A 20587-nucleotide genomic window follows, 5' to 3' on the forward strand; every position below is an offset into this window, starting at 1 on the left:
TATTAATAATCTCCTAAGAGAATGATGATTTACCTTTTAAATAAAAGCCCCCTTTTCTTACACAAGCGTGCAAAGGGAAAAGGGGCTACAAAATCTGGTTTAGGGTTTATTGTTTAGTAGCTTTTTTGATAGTTTCGTTTGCTTTTTCAGTAAATGCTTTCAATGCATCAGCTGGTTTTTGATCGCCATTTGAAACTGATTGCAACATTGGGAACCATAGAGTTCTCATTTCTGCAAAACCATCAATTGTATTGTAGTATGGAGAATAGTACTTAGTCCAAGCACCGATTGTTTCCATACGTTTGTCATCATAGAGTTTACCAAATGATGTACGAACTGGGAATGCTCCTGTACGAACAACATCTTTTGGCCCCCATTCTTTATCATCTGCGATGAATTGAACAAATTTCTTAGAAGCAGCGACTTTCTTGTCGTCTTTGTTGTTGAATACTGCAAATCCGTTTACAAGGTATTCAAGAGCTGGTTTACCAGAATCAGATGGGAATGGTACTTCTACTACTTCTACTTTACTTGCTTCCAAGAGTTTACCTTGGATACCATTTTGAGCTGGTGCCCAAAGGATTGTGTAAGATGTTTGACCGTTAGCAAAGTTTTGGATGTCTGCACCACCATCAAATTGTGAACCATTGTTCAACAAACCATCTTTAATCCAGCTAGCTGCTTTTTCAAGACCTTTAACGAATTTAGGATCATCAGTTGTATACTTAGTAACATCTTTATCTGTTACAGAAGCTCCGTAAAGGTTTGCTACAAAGGCACGTGTTCCTTGGTCTCCCCCTTGACCTGAACTGAACAATGAACCTGGTGTATAGCCTTTAGCTTTGAGTGCTTTCAATACTTTTTCAAAGTCGTCTGTTGTCCAGCCTTCTTTTACAAGATTCGCAACTCCAGCTTCTTCCAACATTTTCTTGTTCATAGCCATGTAGAATGGTGCTGAACTGATTGGATACATATAAGCTTTATCGCCAGCTTTACTTGCTTTTACAATGTTTTCATTGTTAACATCTTTAACAAAGTCATCTGTGAAGAGATCGTTCAAGTCAGCCAATTTTCCATTTTTACCGTATTGGATGATACGTCCTGGTGCGTCAAAGAGGACGTCCGGAGCTGTACCTGCTTCGATAGCTGTAGTGATTTTTTCTGGGCCTGACTTAAAGTCGATGGTTTCCAATTTCACTTTTACATCTGGGTTTGCTTTCTCAAAGGCTGCGATGATAGATTTTTCATATGTTCCAACACCGTCACCAGTTTTTTCTTGAGTGAAGACTGGGAATGCCCACCAAGTGATTTCTGTTTTTCCGCTATCGCCACCAGATTTTCCAGCATCTTTACTTCCACCAGAATTTCCACAAGCAGCAAGGCCAAGAATCGCAGCACCCGCAAGTACTGTACAAGCTAGTTTTCTAAATTTCATTTGTATTCTCCTATTTATAAGCGTATCCATATTGGATAATGAGTTCTTTGCATCTGTATACGTTTTCATTTTATCCGACGCTTCCACCACTCTCCTCTGTTTTGAGATTGTGTTATTTAAGACCAGCAACAAAGCGTTCTGTAATCTCTTTTGGTCTAGTAATAGCGCCACCAACAACAATACCTCGCACTCCATATCCTAGGATTTGTTTGGCTTGTTCTGGTGTATGAATTTTCCCTTCAGCGATGACATCTACACCCGCATCACAGAGTTTTTTAATCAATTCAAAATCTGGACCGTCTACTTTTGGACTGTAGGATGTGTAGCCTGATAAGGTTGTTCCTACAAAGTCAATTCCTGCTTCTACAGCTGCTAGACCTTCTTCGAAGGTACTTGTATCAGCCATCAAAAGTTGGTTAGGATATTTTTCCTTGACCTGACGGATAAACTCCTGAATCTCTAAACCATCGTAGCGTTCACGCTTGGTACAATCCAGAGCAATCACTTCTATGTCGAGTTCTGCTAGTTCATCAACTTCTTTCATAGTAGCAGTGATGAAGGGCTCTTGAGGTGGATAATCTCGTTTGATAATCCCTATAATCGGAAGTTTTGTAACCTCTTTAATTTCCTTGATATCACGAACACTATTGGCTCGAATACCGACTGCTCCACCTTGTTCAGCTGCTTTGACTAACAAGGGGATAACTCCTCCCGCTTCTGTATAAAGCGGTTCGTGAGGAAGGGCCTGACAAGAAACAATGATTCCATCTTTAATTTGATTAATCAAGGCTTCTTTAGTAATCTGTGGCATCCTTTTTCCTCCTTTTCCTTTTTTCTTATGAGACAATTATATACTATTTTTAAAGCGCTTTCAATAGTTTGTAGTAGCATAGATTCCAATTTCAAAAGTATTTTATAGAACAGCTGTTTCTGAAAGTAGTTTCAGCTCACTCTTATTTTCAATTCGCTTAGTATCTAAAATGATAAAAAGAGATAGCCATCTTTCAAATGGGCCATCTCTCTTTTATCATTAACGATGAGCAAAATTCATTTTATTCAAGACCTAATCTAGTTCTCTTTTCGTTTCTTTCCAAATGTCAAAACAGATAAGAGACCTGCCACTAATCCTAGAGAAATAAGGGTTGTATTTTCTTTACTTCCAGTATTTGGTAGCTCGTTTTGTTTAGCCGCTGGTGCTTGATAAGTAGCATCTTGTCCAAGAGATAACTTCTTAGCTGGACGTTCGTTTGCAGCTGCTAAGACTGGTTTAGTTTCTCCCTTGTACTCTGGCACTTCATGGATTGCTGCCTCAGCGCCATTGACACCTCCTTTATATTCAGGAAGGTCATTTGAAGCTGCCAAGACAAAATTAGCACCTCCGGTATATTCAGGAACCTCATTTGAAGCTGCCAAGACAAAATTAGCACCTCCGGTATATTCAGGAACCTCATTTGAAGCCGCTAGAACTGAATTTACGCCCCCTTTGAACTCCATTTTTTCTACTATTGGTGCTGGTTCTTCTCCTACTGTTGCCAATTGACCTGTATATTCAGGAGCTTCTTCAGTTACTACAGCCTCCTCGCCATTAACTCTATCTGTAAATTCTGGCTTTTCTACTGTTGGTGCTCCTTCTCCTGCTGTAGCTAATTGACCTGTATATTCAGGAACTTCTGCCGCAACTGCTCCTTCTTCGCCATTAACTCTACCTATAAATTTTGGAACTTCATTTGTCGCAGCTTCGCTTCCATTTATACCATGAGTAATTTTAGAACCAACTACTGAAACAGGTAAATTATGTATACTTTCGATAGCGCCTTCTGCTAATCCTGTAACTTTTTGACCAATATCCTCAGGATCTACTGTAAACAACAGAGTCTTGGTATCATACTGCGTCATAAACATAGCCGTCTTACCATTTGCAAGCTGTAATGTTGGTGCTTGATTGACCAATACTTCTGAATCAAATTCCATGGCAATAATACCTTGCCCCATATGAACTGCATGTGTAACTCTTGCTTCGGTTGGAGAAACCATATCCTTACTTAAGAAATCCCAATTGAATTTCTTATAAGACAGGGTATATTCGTTTTGGTTGTTATCTGCATGCTCATAAAGCAAACCAAATTCACCATTTCCAAGATCTTGCAAGGAGTTATAAGCAAATTTACCACTTTGAATAGGGTTATGCTTAAGCCAAGTTAAATCTCCATTCGCTTCCACTCGTGCAACATGCACCAAACCATTGTAACGTCCTGGACCACCTGCATTGCTGAGGACAATATATTCCTTACCATTTTGCACAGTATGAATAGCTGACATTTGAACATAGACATCTTTGACATCCGCATAGCGCTTCACATCTTTTTCCCAAGTGGCTCCACCATCTTTACTTGTAGCAACTTGAAGATCACCTGTCAATCCGCGCATGAAGAGTTTGAGATCTCCATTATTCAACTGAACAACAGTTGACTCCGTATTTTGAGCACTTGGATTATTCATAGTTGAAGAATGAATCGTTTGGTTGCCTACTAGACGATTATCATTGACTGCCTCACCTGCATTCCAAGTTTCACCATGGTCATCTGAGTAAATGACGCGTGAAGACTGAGAACCACCTAGATAGGATACGTTATTTGTCGTATAAGCAGGGATAACAAGTCGCCCTTTGTGAGGACCTGAGTGCAAAGCAATACCTGTACCAGGCCCAGTACCTAAGAAGTGCATCCAGTCCTTACGAATACCGTACGTTATATCTTTTGGTGCAGACCAAGTTTTTCCATCATCATCACTATAAGACATCCAGAGATAGTTGGTGTTTGAAACCCTAAAGATATTCTTGTCGCTGTAATCAAAGTAGACATTACCGATAAGTTCTTCACCTTTGTAAAGGTCTCCCTTATCACTGTATGCTGGCTTCTTAGGATTCACTACAACTCGGTATTCGGTCTTTCTATTTTCAGGATCAAAAACCTCACCATTTTCACGGATTGTATAACGTCCTGCTTCACCTTTTTTGTACAGAACTTGGTAAACCTTATCCCCAATTTGCTCATAGGCTTGCGGTGCTTTTCCTGGCAAATCTCTAACTGCTTCACCTTCTACAAACATATCAAAAATAGAGAATATTCGCTTAGTTTTCGGATCTTGGACTAGAGCCATGTCGATATTGACTGGTGAACCTGCATGAGCTCTTCTGGCATTCTCATTATCACGAGGATTTGAGATGACAATTCTATCTCCCCATGTTTTGCCCTTATCATCACTACGACGAACAACCATACCGATGTCACCCCAGTCAGAGTGATGCAAGCGTCTCTCATCCGCACCAGCAATCAAGGTTCCCTTATCAGTTTTAAGGAGGGCTGGAATACGGTAGCTTGCGATACCATCTTTATTCGGCTTGCGGTTCTCACCACCTTGAAAAACATCCAGCTTATCCGTAACTTTTGCTCCTTCAGGAAGTTTCTTTTCCAACTCTCCTCTTTCAAAAAGCTGGCTACGTTTTTTAACTTCTTCTGGAGAAAGGGCACGATCATAAACCGTTAGATTACGAACTTTAAGATTAGAGCCCCAGAAGTTTTTGCCTGTACGTTTGGTTGTCCCAATTTGCACCTGGTTGACATCTGGCATATCTTTGATGAAACGACCAGACTGAGGACTTGTGCGCGACAAGACACCATTTACATAGACGCGAACCTGACCTTTTGGTTGGTCTGCATTTGGTCTTTCAACTGTAAAGGTTACAGAGTTCCACTCACCTGGCTTAATCTTCAAAGGAGCAGTTTTATAATCACCATAAAATTGATTTCCATTACCATCACGACCTTCAACGATTGCTGTGTTATCAAGGATGGCCATGGTGAAGTACTCATTTACTTTGGTATCACTAGAAACTGAGAAAAGGTTGTAAAAACGTGGAGCAGATGCATCTGGCTTAAACTCCATATGAATGGTCGCATTTTGAAGTTTTTTAAGCTTATCGAGTTCCTCTTTCATATCAACTCTTTGACCGTTTGAAGGATTAGTTTCTACATCTTCTTTTTCTACTACAGTGTTGACATTTTTTAACTCTCTAGCATAATAATCTCGAGGAATCATGCCCTCTTCTTCTTTATCTTGGTCCTTGTTACTTGCTTCTGTAGTTGCAGAATCTGTTTCTGGTTTATCAGCAGGAGCTGGTGTATTTTCAGCTGCAGGGGTATTTGTTGGAGGGGTTGTCTCTGCTTCAGTAGTCTCATTTTTCTTCAACTTATCCTGATTAACTTCCACACCATTGTCTTTCGCTGTTGCCAATTTTCCAGCTAATTCACTATCTAAATTTGCAAGACTTCCTGAAGAAGCTTCTTTTGGTAATTCTGATAAACCTTGATTATTATTTTTAGCTGCAGTTACAGTTGAGTTTCCTTGTTCATTTGCCAATACAGGATTTACTCCAAACACTACTGCACCAATAGTTACAGAGGCTACACCCACTGCAAATTTACGAATGCCATATCTTTGTTTTCTATCAAAATTCTTCTGATTCATCTTTCTACCTTTCAATTTCACAAAAATAAAGCGCTTTCTTTTTGCTTTAAAATTTTTACTCCCCATCATAGGAAAACACAAGAAAGCAATTAATAAACGAGAGTTGCTCTCCTTCTCTCTTTCAACATTTAGCTAGCTGCAGTCCAAACAGTAGCTCTTTCACTCCTTTCCTAGACACTTTTTCTTTATTATACAATAAAGTCATAGGTTTATCTCGAGCTTGCCATAGAATAGATTTTACTTTCAGTAATATTTTAATATTTTAATATTTTTAAAAGTACTTTCAACATTTATAACAAAAAGAGAGATACTGGGCTCTCTCATTCATTATTTTACGTACTTAAAGGGAATCTCACTTCCACATAGCCAGTTGTAGACTTGGTCATTGACAAAGACATTCATGGCTTCGTGAGCATACTCAGGCATGATGCGATAGGCTTTATCGCAGGTCAGACGGTTGTAAATCGCAAACTGGGTAATCGGATAGCAAACATCATCGTCCAAGCCCGTAATCATCTTAACCTCACCCTTGATACGATGGGCAAGATTTTTCACATCGATATAGGCCAGGGTCGCCATGATTTCCTCCTCAGTTTCGTGGAAGGGGTCGTGAAACTTGAAATAACGGAAAAGTTCATCATAAGCTTCACTGGTATTGCCAATCTCAAGCACTCGTCTGAAGTCTGATAAGAAAGGATAAATGGCAACTGTTTTCTGAATCCGAGGATTGAGTGCGGCTGCAACCAAGGCTAAAGCCCCACCTTGAGAGGCACCATAGCTAGAAAGTATCTTCTCATCGACTTGAGGTAGACTAGCAATGATTTCAACCAACTGGTAAATATCCAGATAAACATCCTTATAAAAGAGGTGCTCCCGACCTTCCACAGAACCACGGATGATATGCCCCTTGACCGTATTTCCTAGAGGAGAACGCAAACCGTCCTGTGAATAGCCCGACTGGCCTCGAACGTCCATGGAAACAACACCGTAACCAGCTACGGTGAAGGCCAGCATGTCAGCCCAGTCCCAGCCACGTCCCATATAACCATGAAAATGGAAGATTAGAGGAACTTTTTCCTCACTCTTTGGAAGAACGACGCGTGCATAGACCTTGCCTTCATTTGTTCCTTCAAATGTTAACTCATAGCACTTGACTTGAGGAATGTGGAAATCTCTCTCCTCCAACTGATAGGCTGGAAGATGGGAAACTTTTTTCACTTCTTCATCCCAGAAAGCATCAAAGTCTTCTGGAACCTCGTCCCGTCCTCTATAAGTCTTGATTTCTTCTAACAAAGCTGGATTTTTCATAATATGCTCCTTTTATTTTGTAATCGCTACCACAACTGTAGCATATCTAGAAAAGCAATGCAAGAAAGAAAGGTAAATAGAAAGATATTTTAGATTCTTTACTTTTAGGATGATGGCCTGAAAGTAGTTTTAGAAACAAAAAAAGAGCATTTCGCTCTTTCTTCTTCTGCTCAATCTTAGTTTTTTGCTTCTTTCTTTTGGAAAGTGGTTTGGTAATTTACTTTAATCGTTACTGTCATGTGAGAGTCCTCGTTTCTTTTTGATGACTCTAGTATAAAGGGCAAACCTGAAAGCTAGCTTAATACTCTTCTAAAATCAAATTCAAACCACGTCAGCGTCGCCTTACCGTACTCAAGTACAGCTTGCGGCTAGCTTCCTAGTTTGCTCTTTGATTTTCATTGAGTATAAGATTTCCTTAGAGAAAGCTTAATCTAGATGTTCCTTCTTTTCCAGATGAAGGGCAATCATCCGCCACTCTGGATCCTCTTGCCAAGCTTCTATCGAACTAATGTAGCTAGCAACTTTTCTGGCTTCTTCTAAAATCGGAAAATCTTCGATAATATCAGCCACTTGGAACTCTGGAAGACCTGACTGTCTGGTTCCAAAAATCTCACCCGAACCCCGCATTTTCAAATCTTCCTCCGCAAGGACAAATCCATTGGTGGTTTCTGTCATGATGCGCATGCGGTCTTTCCCAGAATCAGTCTTGGGATTAGCAACGAGAACAGCATAGGATTGCTTGCCCCCCCGACCGACACGACCTCTGAGCTGGTGAAGCTGGCTAAGACCGAAGCGATCGGCATCCATGATGATCATAACAGTCGCATTGGGAACATTGACCCCGACCTCGATAACCGTCGTTGAAACTAGAATATCCGTTTTTCGCTCTTTGAACTCCTGCATAATCTGGTCTTTTTCATCACTCTTCATCTTACCATGTAAAAGAGCCACTTCTGCCTTACCTGCAAAATGAGCCGTCAATTCCTCTGATAAGGCAATGGCATTTTTCAAATCCAGAGCTTCTGATTCTTCTATCAGAGGAGAGATGACATAGGCTTGAGAACCTTTTTGGATTTCCCCCTCTAACCAAGTCAAGACCTGAGGCAGTTGCTCATGCTTGATCCAGCGTGTCACAATGGGTTTTCGTCCTGCTGGCATCTGGTCAATAATAGAAACATCCATATCTCCAAAGGCTGTGATGGCCAAGGTTCGTGGAATGGGAGTCGCTGTCATCATGAGAACGTCTGGATTGTCTCCTTTTTCCCGTAAAATCCGCCTTTGCCCTACACCAAATCGGTGCTGCTCATCGATGATAATCAAGCCCAGGTGAGCATAATCCACCCCATCCTGAATCAGAGCGTGAGTTCCGATAATTAAATCAGCCTCACCCTTGGCAATAGTCTCCAAGACTTCTCTCTTTTCTGCAGCTTTCAAGGAACCTGTCAAGAGAGCCAGTTTGAGGTCTGGAAAAAGACTCTGTAAACTCTCAAAGTGTTGCTCTGCAAGGATTTCTGTCGGCACCATGAGGGCAGACTGATAGCCAGCTGTCACCGCCGCAAACATGGCTAAGCCAGCGACTACCGTTTTTCCACTCCCCACATCCCCTTGTAGGAGACGATTCATGTGGTGGTCCGACTTCATATCAGTTAAAATTTCCTGCAAACTCTTTTCCTGAGCTTGAGTCAGGGCAAAAGGCAAGCCTTCTTTAGCAGCTGCCACCTTTTCCTGAGACCAATTCAGAACCAAACCGCTTCCCTGAACTCTATTTTCAGACTTGAGAGTCTGCAATTGCATTTGGAAATAAAAGAGTTCCTCAAACTTGATACGGCGAAGGGCCTGCTTGTATTCTGCCAAATCCTTAGGAAAATGCATAGCGCGAACAGCCTGACAACGGGACATGAGTTTGTATTTGTCCAGCAAAGACTGGGGAAGATTTTCCTCTATCAAGAGGTCCAACCCCTGATCAAAAGCCGTTTTGATGACCTTAACTAGACTGGCCTGACTGATTCCTTGAGCCAGACGATAGACAGGCTGGAGGTCATCTTCCACCTGAGCCAACACCTTCATCCCTGTCAGACTAGCCTTGGCACGATCCCATTTTCCAAAGACAGCAAGAGTTGCTCCCAACTCTATCTTATCAGCTAGATAGGGCTGGTTAAAGAAATTCACTGCGAAAACGACTTCTCCCTGCTTGAGGCTAAAGCGCAGGCGATTGCGCTTGAAACCATAATACTGGACACTGGCAGGAGTCACAACTTGACCAGAAAGAACCGCCTTTTCACCGTCTTCCAGTTCCAGCACCTGCTTGGTCTTGAAATCTTCATATCGGAAAGGAAAGTAGAGCAAGAGATCTTGCAAGTTTTCAATTCCTAGTTTGGCGTATTTTTCTGCTGACTTTGGTCCCACACCAGGCAAGACATGCAAGGGTTGATGTAGATTCATGCTCCACTCCTTTCTTTTTAATAATATTCTCTCGGAATACGGTCGCTGAGAAGACAAACCACCTCGTAGTTAATAGTCCCACGGTAGGCAGCTACCTGAGTAGCTGTGATTTCCTTGCCCCCATTGGAGCCAATTAAGGTCACCTTGGTTCCGAGTGGGTAAGGCTTAGGCAATCGAATAGTAATTTGATCCATGGAAACTCGCCCGACTATTGGGCAAGATTGCCCATCTACCAAGACAGAGAAATTCTGCATGTCTCGCGTCCAACCATCCGCATAGCCGATTGGTACAGTCGCGATGACTTGCTCGCTATCTGCCTGATAGGTCGCTCCATAGCCCATGCAAACCCCAGCTGAAACTGTCTTAACATGGACCAGAGCAGACTCCAAAGTCAAGGCTGGGGTCAGGTCATAAGGCAAGTCCAAGACCTCTCCGCTGGGATTCAAGCCATACATAGCGTCTCCCATACGAACGGCATTAAAAATAGTCTCTGCATGCCAAAGAGTCGTTGCCGAGTTGCTAGCATGAACCAAATCTGGAAGACCTTTCATACTGGCCAAAATAGTTTTAAAGCGTTCTAACTGCTTATTAAAGTAGTCATCTGATTCCTCATCAGCAGTAGCAAAGTGGGTAAAAATACCTTCAACACGAGCACCGTGTTGTTGGAGCAAGTCTTTAGCCTGCTTAGCCTCAGCGGCCTCTCTAAAACCAATCCGTCCCATTCCTGAGTCAATCTTGAGGTGGACTGTCAACCCAGCTAGGTCAGCACCAGTAGCCAAGAGTGCTCGAATCCACTCCAGTCCAGCCACAGTCAAGGTGATGTCGTATTCTTTGGCTAGAGCAACAGCTTCGATGTCAGAAACTCCTAAAATAAGGATTCGCTTGCTGAGTCCAGCCTGTCTGAGTTCAATAGCTTCATCGATATTGGAAACGCAAAAGCCATCGACATCATCTTGAATCGCCTTGGCAACGGCAACAGCCCCATGTCCATAGGCATTGGCCTTAACCACAGCCCACTTGAGCGTTCCTTCAGGTATATGAGCCCCCATTTGCTGAATATTGTGTCGAATAGCTCCAAGATGAATCAGAGCCTTGGTTGGTCTATGTGGACTAGCTTTCATGATTTTCCTCCAAAATGACACTGGCTGTTACAAACTGATCTGTATGGCTGATAGACAGCCAAATCTTTCCTGAAAATGGTGCCTGACTAAAATAAGGCGCCCCGCGTTCATTGTTCAAGACTTCCAAATCCTGAAAACTGATCTTTCCAATACCCGTTCCCATGGCCTTTGAAAAGGCTTCCTTAGCCGACCAGCGACCTGCCAAATATTCGATTTTTCTGCGCCCTTTAAGACTGTTAAACCGTTCCATTTCCTTGGCTGTCAGCACGCGCTTAGCAAAGCCTTCATGTCGTGTAACTGCGCTTTCTATCGAAGCCAATTCTTCGATGTCAATTCCGTGTCCAACTATCATTCTCATCAAAAGGAGTTGAGATTCCCCAACTCCATCCTTTTCACTTATTTTGTTAAGGTAGCATAAATCTCTTCTACCAAGGCCTCTGTATTTTCCCAACCCAAGCAAGGATCGGTAATAGAGCAACCAAAGACCTCTGGTTGGTTTTGACGACCATCTGCTAAGTAAGACTCAATCATAAAGCCTCGAACTGTCTTTTTAATCTTCTCATTCCAATCACGATTTTGCAAGGTCTGACGAACAATTCGAATCTGCTCCATATATTGCTTGCCTGAGTTGTCATGGTTGGTGTCAATGAGGATAAAAGGATTTTCAAGCCCCATAGCTTCATAGCGCTCAATGGCATTTAGCAAAGTTTCATAGTAAAAGTTAGGCTCATTTTTCCCATATTCATTAACTGCGCCACGAAGGATGACGTGGGCCAAAGGATTTCCTGAAGTCTCAACTTCTTGACCATGGAAGAGGAAGGTCTGTTTGTTCTGAGCGGCATAGATACCGTTAAACATAACACCAAGATTTCCTGAGGTTGGATTTTTCATCCCGACTGGTGCATCAATCCCTGAGGCCACAAAGCGGTGCTCTTGGTCTTCCACAGAACGAGCCCCAACAGCATGGTAGCTAACCAAATCATCTACCAAGACCAGATTTGATGGATAAAGCATCTCATCTGCCGTTGTCAAACCAGTCTCTGTAATCACGCGGTAGTGCAACTGGCGCACAGCCTGCAAACCATTAATCAGACTTGGAGCCTTAGAGGTATCTGGTTGATGAACCAAACCTTTATAGCCGTCTCCGTTGGTGCGAGGTTTAGCTGTATAAACACGCATAACCATGAAAATCTTGTCCGCCACCTTCTTTTGCAAGGCGGATAAACGGCGGGCATATTCCAAGACAGCCTCTTCATTATCAGAAGAGCAAGGACCAATCACCAAAAGGATACGGTCATCTTCTCCTGAAATAATGTCTCCCAATTCTCTATCACGACGCTCCTTTAGTCGCAAGGCTTCCGCAGACAATTGGGTTTCTGCCTTGATTGCTTCAATATCGATTTCTTGACCTTTTTCAATAAATGCCATACTATTCTCCTAGCGTTTGGTAGATTTCTCTGACGAGGGCTTCCGTATTATCCCAGCCAAGACAAGGGTCTGTGATAGACTTGCCAAATACTTCTGGTTCATTTTGACGGCCGTCTTCTAGATAAGACTCAACCATAAAGCCACGAACGTACTGTTTGATTTTTTCATTCCAATCACGATTAATCAAAGTCTGGCGGACAATTCGAATCTGATCCATGTATTGCTTACCAGAATTGTCATGATTGGTATCCACAATGATAAAAGGATTTTCCAAACCCATTTTCTCATACTGGGCAATGGTATCCATCAAATTATCATAGTAGTAGTTAGGAATATTCTTACCGTACTCATTAATTGCTCCACGAAGAATGGCGTGCGAAAGCGGGTTCCCAGTTGTTTCCACCTCTTTTCCTAGGAAGAGGAAGCTTTGTTTGTTTTGAGCAGCATAAATCCCATTAAACATGACATTGAGATTTCCAGAGGTTGGGTTTTTAAAACCAGTCGCGAAATCTGCCCCACTGGCCACAAAGCGGTGTTGCTGGTCTTCAACCGAACGGGCACCAACCGCCATGTAAGAAATCAAATCATCTACTAGCGGAAGATTTTCAGGATAAAGCATTTCGTCAGCTGTCGTCATACCTGTTTCCGTGATGACACGATAGTGGAGATGGCGAACTGCTTTGATTCCGTTGATAAGACTAGGAGCTTCTGCCGTGTTAGGCTGGTGAATCAAGCCCTTATAGCCATCTCCGTTGGTACGGGGTTTGGCAGTATAAACACGCATAACCATAAAGATACGGTCTGCCACTTCTTCTTGCAAAGCTGCTAAACGCTTAGCGTACTCAAGGACAGCTTCTTCATTGTCAGATGAGCATGGCCCAATTACTAAGAGAATTCGCTGGTCTTCTCCACGTATAATGGCTTCTAGCTCTTGATCACGCTGTGATTTTCTCTCCAAAGCTTGGCCTTCTAATTTTGATAAGGCACGAACTTCTTCAATATTAATTTTAGAACTTTTTGCTGTAAATACCATAACTCATCTCCTTATAAAGCAAACGGATACCAAGTAAAAATTTACTTTTCACAAGGTATCCGCCTCTAAACTATCTCATTTTATTGTCTTTTACCGTGACAGTTTTTAAACTTCTTACCAGAACCACATGGGCAAAGTTCATTCCGTCCAATCTGGCTCAAATCCAGATTTTCTGGCATATTTGCTTGGTGAGCAGCGATATTGCGAGTCGCTGTTGTACTGATATGGTGTTCTGCTTGTGGTCTTTCCTGTTCATGAATTTGTGCTTTCATCATCAAGCGTGTCACATCAAACTCAATCGAACCAATCATGTCATTAAACATACGGAAACCTTCTGCCTGATACTCAACAACAGGGTTGTTCTGAGCATAACCACGAAGTCCTACCGCGTTACGCAATTGATCAAGGGCGTCGATATGATCTGTCCACTTATTATCCACCACTCGTAGAATCAAGACTTTTTGGAATTCTTTAACTGCTTCTTCATCTCGTAGTTTTGAAACCTGACTATCGTAAACCTTCAAGGCACGTTGGAAGAGCTCTTCCTTGATGTCCTTATCAGACAAGCCTGACAAGTCTTCCATCGTAATAGAATCTTCTGGAAGCAAGTTGTACTTAGCAAAGTTCAAAATCGCTTCTAGTTTTTCATCTTGTTTGGCACGCGCATGACCATCAACGACACGACCAATCGTGCGTTTGATCATAGCCTGAATTTCAGGCGCCAAGTCACGGTCTGCAGTGATAACATCGTAACGTTGAGCGTAGATAATCTCACGTTGTTCACGCATGACATCGTCATATTGAAGGACTTGCTTACGGGTATCGTAGTTATTTCCTTCGACACGTTTTTGTGCCGCTTCAACCTGACGCGTTAACATACGAGACTCAATGGCCTCTTCAGACATATTGAGACGTTCAAAGATTCCCTTCAAGCGTTCAGAACCAAAACGTTTCATCAAATCATCTTCAAGAGATAGGTAGAATTGTGACTCACCTGGGTCTCCTTGACGACCTGAACGTCCACGAAGCTGGTTATCGATACGACGGCTTTCATGACGTTCTGTACCAATAACACAAAGTCCTCCAAGTTCACGAACCCCTTCACCAAGCTTGATGTCGGTACCACGACCAGCCATGTTAGTCGCAATGGTAACAGCACCACGTTGACCAGCATTCATGATGATTTGGGCTTCTTTATAGTGGTTTTTGGCGTTCAAGACTTCGTGAGGAACGCCAGCTGCAACCAATTTCTTAGAAATATAGTCACTAGTTTCAACCGCTACTGTACCAACCAAGACAGGTTGACCTTTTTGGTAACGAGCTTTAACGTCTTCGACAACCGCCTTAAACTTAGCCTCGATACTTGCATAAAGAAGGTCTGAGTGGTCAATACGTTGAACAGGACGGTTAGTTGGAATTGGAATAACACGAATGTTGTAAATTTCACGGAATTCTTCTTCCTCAGTCTTACCTGTACCCGTCATACCAGACAATTTCTTGTACATACGGAAAAGGTTTTGGTAAGTGATTGAGGCAGATGTCTTGGTTTCATCTTGGATTGGCACACCTTCTTTGGCTTCAATGGCTTGGTGCAATCCATCAGAATAACGACGACCTTCCATGGTACGACCTGTAAATTGGTCAACAATCAAAATTTCTTGTTCTTCGCTCACCACATAGTCAATATCGAGAAGCATGATGTAGTTGGCACGAAGGGCGTTATCGATAAAGTGAGTCAAAGCTACGTTTTCGATGTCATAGAGGTTTTCAAGTTTGAAGTAGCTTTCCGCCTTGTCAATCCCTGAATCAGACAAACCAATAGTTTTAGACTGCACATCGATGATGTAGTCGTCTTTGTCCAAAGATTTTACATAGTGGTCTGCCATGTGGTAGAGCTGACTTGTTTCAACCGCATTAGCACCTGATACGATCAAAGGTGTACGGGCTTCGTCAATCAAGATAGAGTCAACCTCATCGACCAAGGCATAGTTAAGCGGACGTTGTACCATGTTTTCAGCGCGAACGACCATGTTATCACGAAGGTAGTCAAATCCGATTTCTGAGTTAGTTGAGTAAGTAATATCACACTCATAGGCTTCTTTTTTCTCCATTGGAGATTTGGCAGCCAAGTTAATTCCTACTGACAAACCAAGCCATGAGTACAATTCACCCATCTCAGTCGCGTCACGTTCTGACAGGTATTCGTTAACCGTAACTACGTGAACCCCTTTACCTGAAAGGGCATTGAGGTATACGGGCATGGTCGCAGTCAAGGTTTTCCCTTCCCCTGTACGCATTTCTGGCACGTCACCATGGTGAAGAACGATTCCCCCCATGACCTGAACCTTATATGGGAAGAGACCTAGGACACGTTTGGCACCTTCACGGACAACCGCAAAAGCTTCATAAAGCAATGAATCCAGTGATTCTCCTTTTTGATAACGTTCTTTAAATTCAACTGTTTTTGCTTTTAGTTGGTCATCTGTCAAAGCAGCCATTTGGTCTTCGTATTTGAAAACCTTGTCGGCCATCTTTTCCAGACGACGGATTTCTCCTTTATCATTTTCGATAATTGTTTTTAAAATATTAGCCATGTTTTTCCTTACTTTAAATTCCGAATATTTTAGAATGTTCTTTTAATTTTAGCACAATTACTGATTATTTTCAAGGAAGAATCCCCATTTTGAAAAGGAAAAAGAGGCTAGTTTCCAAGCTAACCTCTCTGACTTTTATGATACTTTAATTGCCAAAAATCGGCAAAATGGCAAATAGGATAAATAGATTTATCCAAAGAGAAAAACAGCAGATCAATCCAAAAACAAAGAGACTGACTTTCTTGGACAGCAAGGCCATCAAAATAGACAGAATACCAAAAACTAGTAAAACTTTCTGCATGATTAAGAGATTGATAGATATTCCCAGAACTGGTTTATCCCAAGGAAGAAAGAAGAAAGCCAGCCAGATCAGCAGAACTAAACCAATATAGACCTTAGAATAGCGTGTAATAAATGATTTTAGATTCAACATCCTATAGCTCCAATCGTTTCAAAATAAACTCTGATAGCATCCGCAACCCATAAGGCACTTTCTGGTATCCAACGTCTGTTAACTTTTATAAAATCGACTAACTGACGATTACACTCACAATTAGCTCCAATACCAGCTCCCCACTTGTAACATCTATCATGATTTTGGCAACCTTGATCCAAAACGTCTACCACAGGTAAAGTAAATCCTTCCCCGTCGTAACCAGGACCACAGTAATTCCCGTGAACAGGCAATCCTGCCTTAAAATATTTAGCAGGTGTAAACGTATTTGAACTATAGTCTTCGCTTATTGTCTCTACCAATAAACCCATGTCAATTACATCTTTCGCTTGTTTATCTTGAACCGCTTTATCATAATCAAAATAAATCCTATCTTTATCTTTTACAAGATAACTCTTCAACAATTCTCCGTTACGAAAACTTCTATCGCTAACTTCCAAAGAGTTTAAGTTATCATGTGAATTAGAGTCTGCAAAAACATTTTTTCCAGCAAATAAAAGTAAAAAGGCAGATAAAGCAACTAAACAAATTTTAACGATAGTTTTCATGACTACTCCTCCTAATAAACATAAGTTATAAGCTAAATACACAAACAATATTTTTACCAAAAGAAAGTTAATTTTTGGTAAATGTACTAAATACACATAAACTTAAAGCTTGTCAAATGAGTTTAAGAAATACATGTTTTATATTATTCTAACAGATGATATTTCATATATTCTCCTCCTTATCTATAAGCTATAAAATATTTAAGTTTGGCTATAATAAAACTACAAAAAATAAGCACGTCAAACTTAACTAAAGAATATAAATAACACATCAATCAGTCACTCCCAAAACCATATATCAAACCATGGGATTAGAGGTTCCCAGTCATTACAATATATAACAAAATTAAGTGAATCTTCTATTTCCATGACTTTTTCCCTCCTTTTTGATATAATAATACCACATTTTTTATAAATGTAGAAAATATTCACATTTTTCTAGGAGGAACAATATGAGATGGGATTATGGACAAATTTTTAAAGAAATTCGAAAGTCAAAAGGATTGACCCAACAAGATGTATGTGGACAAGTCATACATAGGACAACTCTAACAAATATTGAACACGGTAAAGTTATTCCCAGTTTTGAAAACATGGTATTTCTTCTTGAACAAATTGATATGAGCTTAGCAGAATTCAAGTATATATGCAACGAATACCACCCTAGTGAAAGACGAGATATTATTATAGAGAGCCAAAATCCGTCTACTTTTCAAGATACTAGAAAAATGGTTGAACTCACTGAGAAGTGTCAAAAATATCTTAAGACACATCACGATGTTCCTATTCAAAATATCTATCGTCATACAAAAATTGTCACAGAGTTACGAACTAAAGGATTCAAAAACAACCACGTCTTAAAAGATTTGTATGAAGAAATTTGGGACTATCTTGAACCTATGGATACATGGTACATTAGTGATTTGAAATTGCTAGAAACCTTTCTCTTTTTCTTTCCTTCAGAAAATCTTCCCCTTCTTATGGATAGAATTATGAAAACCATCGAAAAATATAAATATTTCCGAGAAACAAAAGTATTTTTATCATCTTTTTTAGCTAATCTCTCCACTGTATATTTTCAACATCATTTATTCAAAGAATGTGAAACAATCACCCTACAACTGTTGGTATTAGCAGAAGAATTAAAAATATACGATATTCTTGGATTTTCTCAAGTACGCTTGGGAATACTACAACATAACTCCGATTTGATTGATAAAGGAATAACTTTACTACAATTAACTAAAGAAGAGTCATTAGTTAAAATACTCGAAAAAGAAATTAATGATTTTTCAAACCTATAATTTGTAATAACTCTCATCATTTGATTATAGTATATTGGAATATAATAAAAACAAATTGATTAGGGAATTTAAAGTAATTTATACCAATGATTTAGAACTTGTATTGTATTATTCCAGATTCAATCTACGATATAAGATGAACACTTCTCTCAAGTTTCATGATTAAAATAAAAATGACTGTATCTATAGCTCCGTAAACAAATCATAGATACAGTCATTTTTTTAGTTCTTACCCCATTCTTTATTCACACCTTTAGACTTCCCTAGTTCCCGTCTCAGGCGAAACATTTTTTTGAAAAAGATATAGTCTAACCAGTCACTGCCTAGAGATATGACTATCAAAAGCAACCCAACACCCCAAGTACTAGCATCTGATTCATGTTGCAGAACAAGAGGGAAAAATAAGAATGAAAAAATTGTCATATCCATGCTAAGCAGAGCTAAAAGGGAAATATAAATCCAGTAAAAATAGTAGAAGATGGGGAAAATTTTACTGTTTCTGTCAGCATTGTCTATCCAATAGAAAAAATATAAACAAGGAAATAAGAGTATCAAATTAAACCAATTAAAGGACAGTTTCATCATCGACACCTCCTCTTTGAAATTGTTTTCTTTAGTTTCGTTCTATCTAAATGTTATTACCGATATAAATCAATGCCTTCCACCTTTAGACTTCCCTAACTCCTTTCTTAGTCTAAGCATTTTTTTGAAACAGGAATAAGTTAACCTATTCAGACCAATAGCTAGCAGAATAAAAAGAAACCAAATGCCCCATAACTTGATATCTGTCAAATTTCTCAAGACGATATTGAAAAACAGAACTGAAACAACTGTCCAAGCAAGGCTAAAAAGAGCATAAAGGGGGATGTAAAACCAGTAAAAATAGTAAAAAATTGGGAAAAATTTACTATTTCTGTTGGCCTTTTCAATCCAGTTATCAAAATAAAAGTACGGTGCTAAAAATAAGAATTTAAACAAATGTTTCATCACCAACCCCCCTCTTTTTGATAGCGTTTTCTTCAACTTCATTCTATCAAAAAAATCTGGAAATGTCATTCCAGATTCTACTTTTTTATTTACGTTTTCTTGCGATGAGATGGATTGGTGTTCCTTCAAAGACAAAGGCCTTGCGGATTTGATTTTCCAAGAAACGCAGGTAAGAAAAGTGCATGAGTTCTTCTTCGTTGACAAAGATAACAAAGGTTGGTGGTTTGGTTGCCACTTGGGTCGCATAGAAAATCTTGAGACGTTTCCCTTTGTCTGTCGGTGTTGGGTTAATGGCAATAGCATCCATAATCACATCGTTCAAGACAGCTGATGGAATACGTGTGTTTTGACTTTCACTGATTTGCTTAATCATCTCAGGAAGTTTGTGGAGACGTTGCTTGGTCAAGGCTGATACAAAGATAATCGGTGCGTAAGGCAGGTATTGGAACTGCTCACGGATATCTTCTTCCCAGTTTTTCATAGTGTGGTTGTCTTTTTCAAGAGTATCCCACTTGTTGACCACGATAATCATCCCTTTACCAGCTTCATGGGCAAATCCTGCAATACGCTTATCGTATTCACGAATACCTTCTTCCGCATTGATGACCATTAAGACCACATCTGAGCGGTCAATAGCACGCATGGCACGCATAACAGAGTATTTCTCAGTATTTTCATAAACCTTACCAGACTTACGCATACCAGCCGTATCAATCATGGTAAACTCTTGACCATCTGTATCTGTAAAGTGGGTATCAATGGCGTCACGAGTTGTTCCAGCAACAGGACTGGCAATAACACGATCTTCTCCCAAAATAGCATTGATCAAGCTTGATTTCCCAACATTTGGACGACCAATCAAACTAAACTTAATGACATCTGGATTTTCTTCTTCATATTCATTTGGAAGATTTTCTACAATAGCGTCTAGCACATCCCCTGTACCAATCCCATGGACAGATGAGATAGGCAGTGGTTCACCCAAACCGAGAGCATAGAAATCATAGATATCATTTCGCATCTCAGGGTTGTCCACCTTGTTAACCGCGAGGATAACTGGTTTGTGGGTTTTATAAAGTTTACGGGCTACGTATTCGTCTGCATCGGTAATTCCTTCCTTACCAGACACGACAAAAACAATAACATCAGCTTCTTCCATGGCAATTTCTGCCTGGTGCTTGATTTGTTCCATGAAAGGAGCATCGACATCATCGATTCCTCCTGTATCAATCATGCTAAAGGAACGATTGAGCCACTCACCCGTTGCATAGATACGGTCACGTGTCACTCCTTCGACATCTTCTACAATGGAGATTCGCTCACCAGCGATCCGATTAAATAGGGTTGATTTCCCAACATTGGGACGTCCTACAATGGCAATAGTTGGTAGGGCCATAACTTCTCAC

The 20587-nt window shown here is 40.6% G+C and carries 16 protein-coding genes; 1 reads left to right on the forward strand and 15 read right to left on the reverse strand.

Features of this window, described 5'->3' with window-relative positions:
- Window positions 1-106: 106 nt before the first annotated feature.
- From GEZ84_RS04090 to GEZ84_RS04145, 12 genes are all read right to left on the reverse strand, one after another.
- Window positions 107-1435: an ABC transporter substrate-binding protein gene (locus GEZ84_RS04090; RefSeq protein WP_153223583.1), complete on the reverse strand. Its 1329-nt coding sequence runs from the start codon at window positions 1433-1435 to the stop codon at window positions 107-109.
- A 112-nt stretch (window positions 1436-1547) separates the two neighbouring features.
- Window positions 1548-2246 carry an N-acetylmannosamine-6-phosphate 2-epimerase gene (locus tag GEZ84_RS04095; protein WP_001135682.1) on the reverse strand — a complete coding sequence of 233 codons (699 nt, stop codon included), beginning with the start codon at window positions 2244-2246 and terminating at the stop codon, window positions 1548-1550.
- Between the two features lie 257 nt (window positions 2247-2503).
- A complete protein-coding gene (locus GEZ84_RS04100) occupies window positions 2504-5962 on the reverse strand; it encodes an SIALI-17 repeat-containing surface protein (RefSeq protein ID WP_153223584.1) in 3459 nt (1152 codons plus the stop codon).
- A 327-nt stretch (window positions 5963-6289) separates the two neighbouring features.
- Window positions 6290-7270: an acetylxylan esterase gene (locus GEZ84_RS04105; protein ID WP_153223585.1), complete on the reverse strand. Its 981-nt coding sequence runs from the start codon at window positions 7268-7270 to the stop codon at window positions 6290-6292.
- A gap of 426 nt (window positions 7271-7696) precedes the next feature.
- The gene (gene recG, locus GEZ84_RS04110; RefSeq protein WP_319946418.1) at window positions 7697-9739 is read right to left on the reverse strand and encodes an ATP-dependent DNA helicase RecG; all 2043 of its coding nucleotides are present in this window, start codon (window positions 9737-9739) and stop codon (window positions 7697-7699) included.
- Complete coding sequence (gene alr / locus GEZ84_RS04115) at window positions 9730-10833, reverse strand: alanine racemase (protein ID WP_153223587.1); 1104 nt, start codon at window positions 10831-10833, stop codon at window positions 9730-9732. The genes recG and alr overlap by 10 nt, the downstream gene beginning before the upstream one ends.
- Window positions 10823-11185, reverse strand: coding sequence for a holo-ACP synthase (gene acpS / locus GEZ84_RS04120; protein WP_194252019.1), 363 nt, complete (start codon window positions 11183-11185; stop codon window positions 10823-10825). The genes alr and acpS overlap by 11 nt, the downstream gene beginning before the upstream one ends.
- Window positions 11186-11229: 44 nt before the next feature.
- Window positions 11230-12261 (reverse strand): 3-deoxy-7-phosphoheptulonate synthase, encoded by a 1032-nt coding sequence (locus tag GEZ84_RS04125; RefSeq protein ID WP_153223589.1) that lies wholly within the window; start codon window positions 12259-12261, stop codon window positions 11230-11232.
- A gap of 1 nt (window position 12262) precedes the next feature.
- Window positions 12263-13294 carry a 3-deoxy-7-phosphoheptulonate synthase gene (locus tag GEZ84_RS04130; RefSeq protein WP_153223590.1) on the reverse strand — a complete coding sequence of 344 codons (1032 nt, stop codon included), beginning with the start codon at window positions 13292-13294 and terminating at the stop codon, window positions 12263-12265.
- Between the two features lie 80 nt (window positions 13295-13374).
- Window positions 13375-15888: a preprotein translocase subunit SecA gene (gene secA / locus GEZ84_RS04135; protein ID WP_153223591.1), complete on the reverse strand. Its 2514-nt coding sequence runs from the start codon at window positions 15886-15888 to the stop codon at window positions 13375-13377.
- Between the two features lie 145 nt (window positions 15889-16033).
- Complete coding sequence (locus GEZ84_RS04140) at window positions 16034-16321, reverse strand: hypothetical protein (RefSeq protein WP_194252020.1); 288 nt, start codon at window positions 16319-16321, stop codon at window positions 16034-16036.
- Window positions 16315-16890, reverse strand: a complete 576-nt coding sequence (locus tag GEZ84_RS04145; RefSeq protein ID WP_153223592.1) for a phospholipase — start codon at window positions 16888-16890, stop codon at window positions 16315-16317. Before GEZ84_RS04145 ends, GEZ84_RS04140 begins: the two co-directional genes overlap by 7 nt.
- Before the next feature lie 452 nt (window positions 16891-17342).
- Here GEZ84_RS04145 and rgg1518 point away from each other — a divergent pair, with 452 nt between their 5' ends.
- The gene (gene rgg1518 / locus GEZ84_RS04150; RefSeq protein WP_153223593.1) at window positions 17343-18194 is read left to right on the forward strand and encodes an Rgg/GadR/MutR family transcriptional regulator Rgg1518; all 852 of its coding nucleotides are present in this window, start codon (window positions 17343-17345) and stop codon (window positions 18192-18194) included.
- Window positions 18195-18416: 222 nt separating this feature from the next.
- On the opposite strand, the gene GEZ84_RS04155 is transcribed toward rgg1518, so the two are convergent.
- The 3 genes from GEZ84_RS04155 to der form a co-directional block, all read right to left on the reverse strand.
- Window positions 18417-18779: a hypothetical protein gene (locus GEZ84_RS04155; protein ID WP_153223594.1), complete on the reverse strand. Its 363-nt coding sequence runs from the start codon at window positions 18777-18779 to the stop codon at window positions 18417-18419.
- A 66-nt stretch (window positions 18780-18845) separates the two neighbouring features.
- Window positions 18846-19181, reverse strand: a complete 336-nt coding sequence (locus GEZ84_RS04160; RefSeq protein ID WP_153223648.1) for a hypothetical protein — start codon at window positions 19179-19181, stop codon at window positions 18846-18848.
- An 85-nt stretch (window positions 19182-19266) separates the two neighbouring features.
- Window positions 19267-20577: a ribosome biogenesis GTPase Der gene (gene der / locus GEZ84_RS04165; RefSeq protein ID WP_001207696.1), complete on the reverse strand. Its 1311-nt coding sequence runs from the start codon at window positions 20575-20577 to the stop codon at window positions 19267-19269.
- Window positions 20578-20587: the final 10 nt, after the last annotated feature.

It is taken from the genome of Streptococcus mitis (assembly GCF_009496155.1).
Taxonomy (GTDB): domain Bacteria; phylum Bacillota; class Bacilli; order Lactobacillales; family Streptococcaceae; genus Streptococcus; species Streptococcus mitis_BQ.

Bases quoted from the DNA above. Each gene is read 5' to 3' on its own strand.
- GEZ84_RS04090 (WP_153223583.1), bottom strand. From the start codon at position 1,435: ATGAAATTTAGAAAACTAGCTTGTACAGTACTTGCGGGTGCTGCGATT.
- GEZ84_RS04095 (WP_001135682.1), bottom strand. From the start codon at position 2,246: ATGCCACAGATTACTAAAGAAGCCTTGATTAATCAAATTAAAGATGGA.
- GEZ84_RS04100 (WP_153223584.1), bottom strand. From the start codon at position 5,962: ATGAATCAGAAGAATTTTGATAGAAAACAAAGATATGGCATTCGTAAA.
- GEZ84_RS04105 (WP_153223585.1), bottom strand. From the start codon at position 7,270: ATGAAAAATCCAGCTTTGTTAGAAGAAATCAAGACTTATAGAGGACGG.
- alr (WP_153223587.1), bottom strand. From the start codon at position 10,833: ATGAAAGCTAGTCCACATAGACCAACCAAGGCTCTGATTCATCTTGGA.
- acpS (WP_194252019.1), bottom strand. From the start codon at position 11,185: ATGATAGTTGGACACGGAATTGACATCGAAGAATTGGCTTCGATAGAA.
- GEZ84_RS04125 (WP_153223589.1), bottom strand. From the start codon at position 12,261: ATGGCATTTATTGAAAAAGGTCAAGAAATCGATATTGAAGCAATCAAG.
- GEZ84_RS04130 (WP_153223590.1), bottom strand. From the start codon at position 13,294: ATGGTATTTACAGCAAAAAGTTCTAAAATTAATATTGAAGAAGTTCGT.
- secA (WP_153223591.1), bottom strand. From the start codon at position 15,888: ATGGCTAATATTTTAAAAACAATTATCGAAAATGATAAAGGAGAAATC.
- GEZ84_RS04140 (WP_194252020.1), bottom strand. From the start codon at position 16,321: ATGTTGAATCTAAAATCATTTATTACACGCTATTCTAAGGTCTATATT.
- GEZ84_RS04145 (WP_153223592.1), bottom strand. From the start codon at position 16,890: ATGAAAACTATCGTTAAAATTTGTTTAGTTGCTTTATCTGCCTTTTTA.
- rgg1518 (WP_153223593.1), top strand. From the start codon at position 17,343: ATGAGATGGGATTATGGACAAATTTTTAAAGAAATTCGAAAGTCAAAA.
- GEZ84_RS04155 (WP_153223594.1), bottom strand. From the start codon at position 18,779: ATGATGAAACTGTCCTTTAATTGGTTTAATTTGATACTCTTATTTCCT.
- GEZ84_RS04160 (WP_153223648.1), bottom strand. From the start codon at position 19,181: ATGAAACATTTGTTTAAATTCTTATTTTTAGCACCGTACTTTTATTTT.
- der (WP_001207696.1), bottom strand. From the start codon at position 20,577: ATGGCCCTACCAACTATTGCCATTGTAGGACGTCCCAATGTTGGGAAA.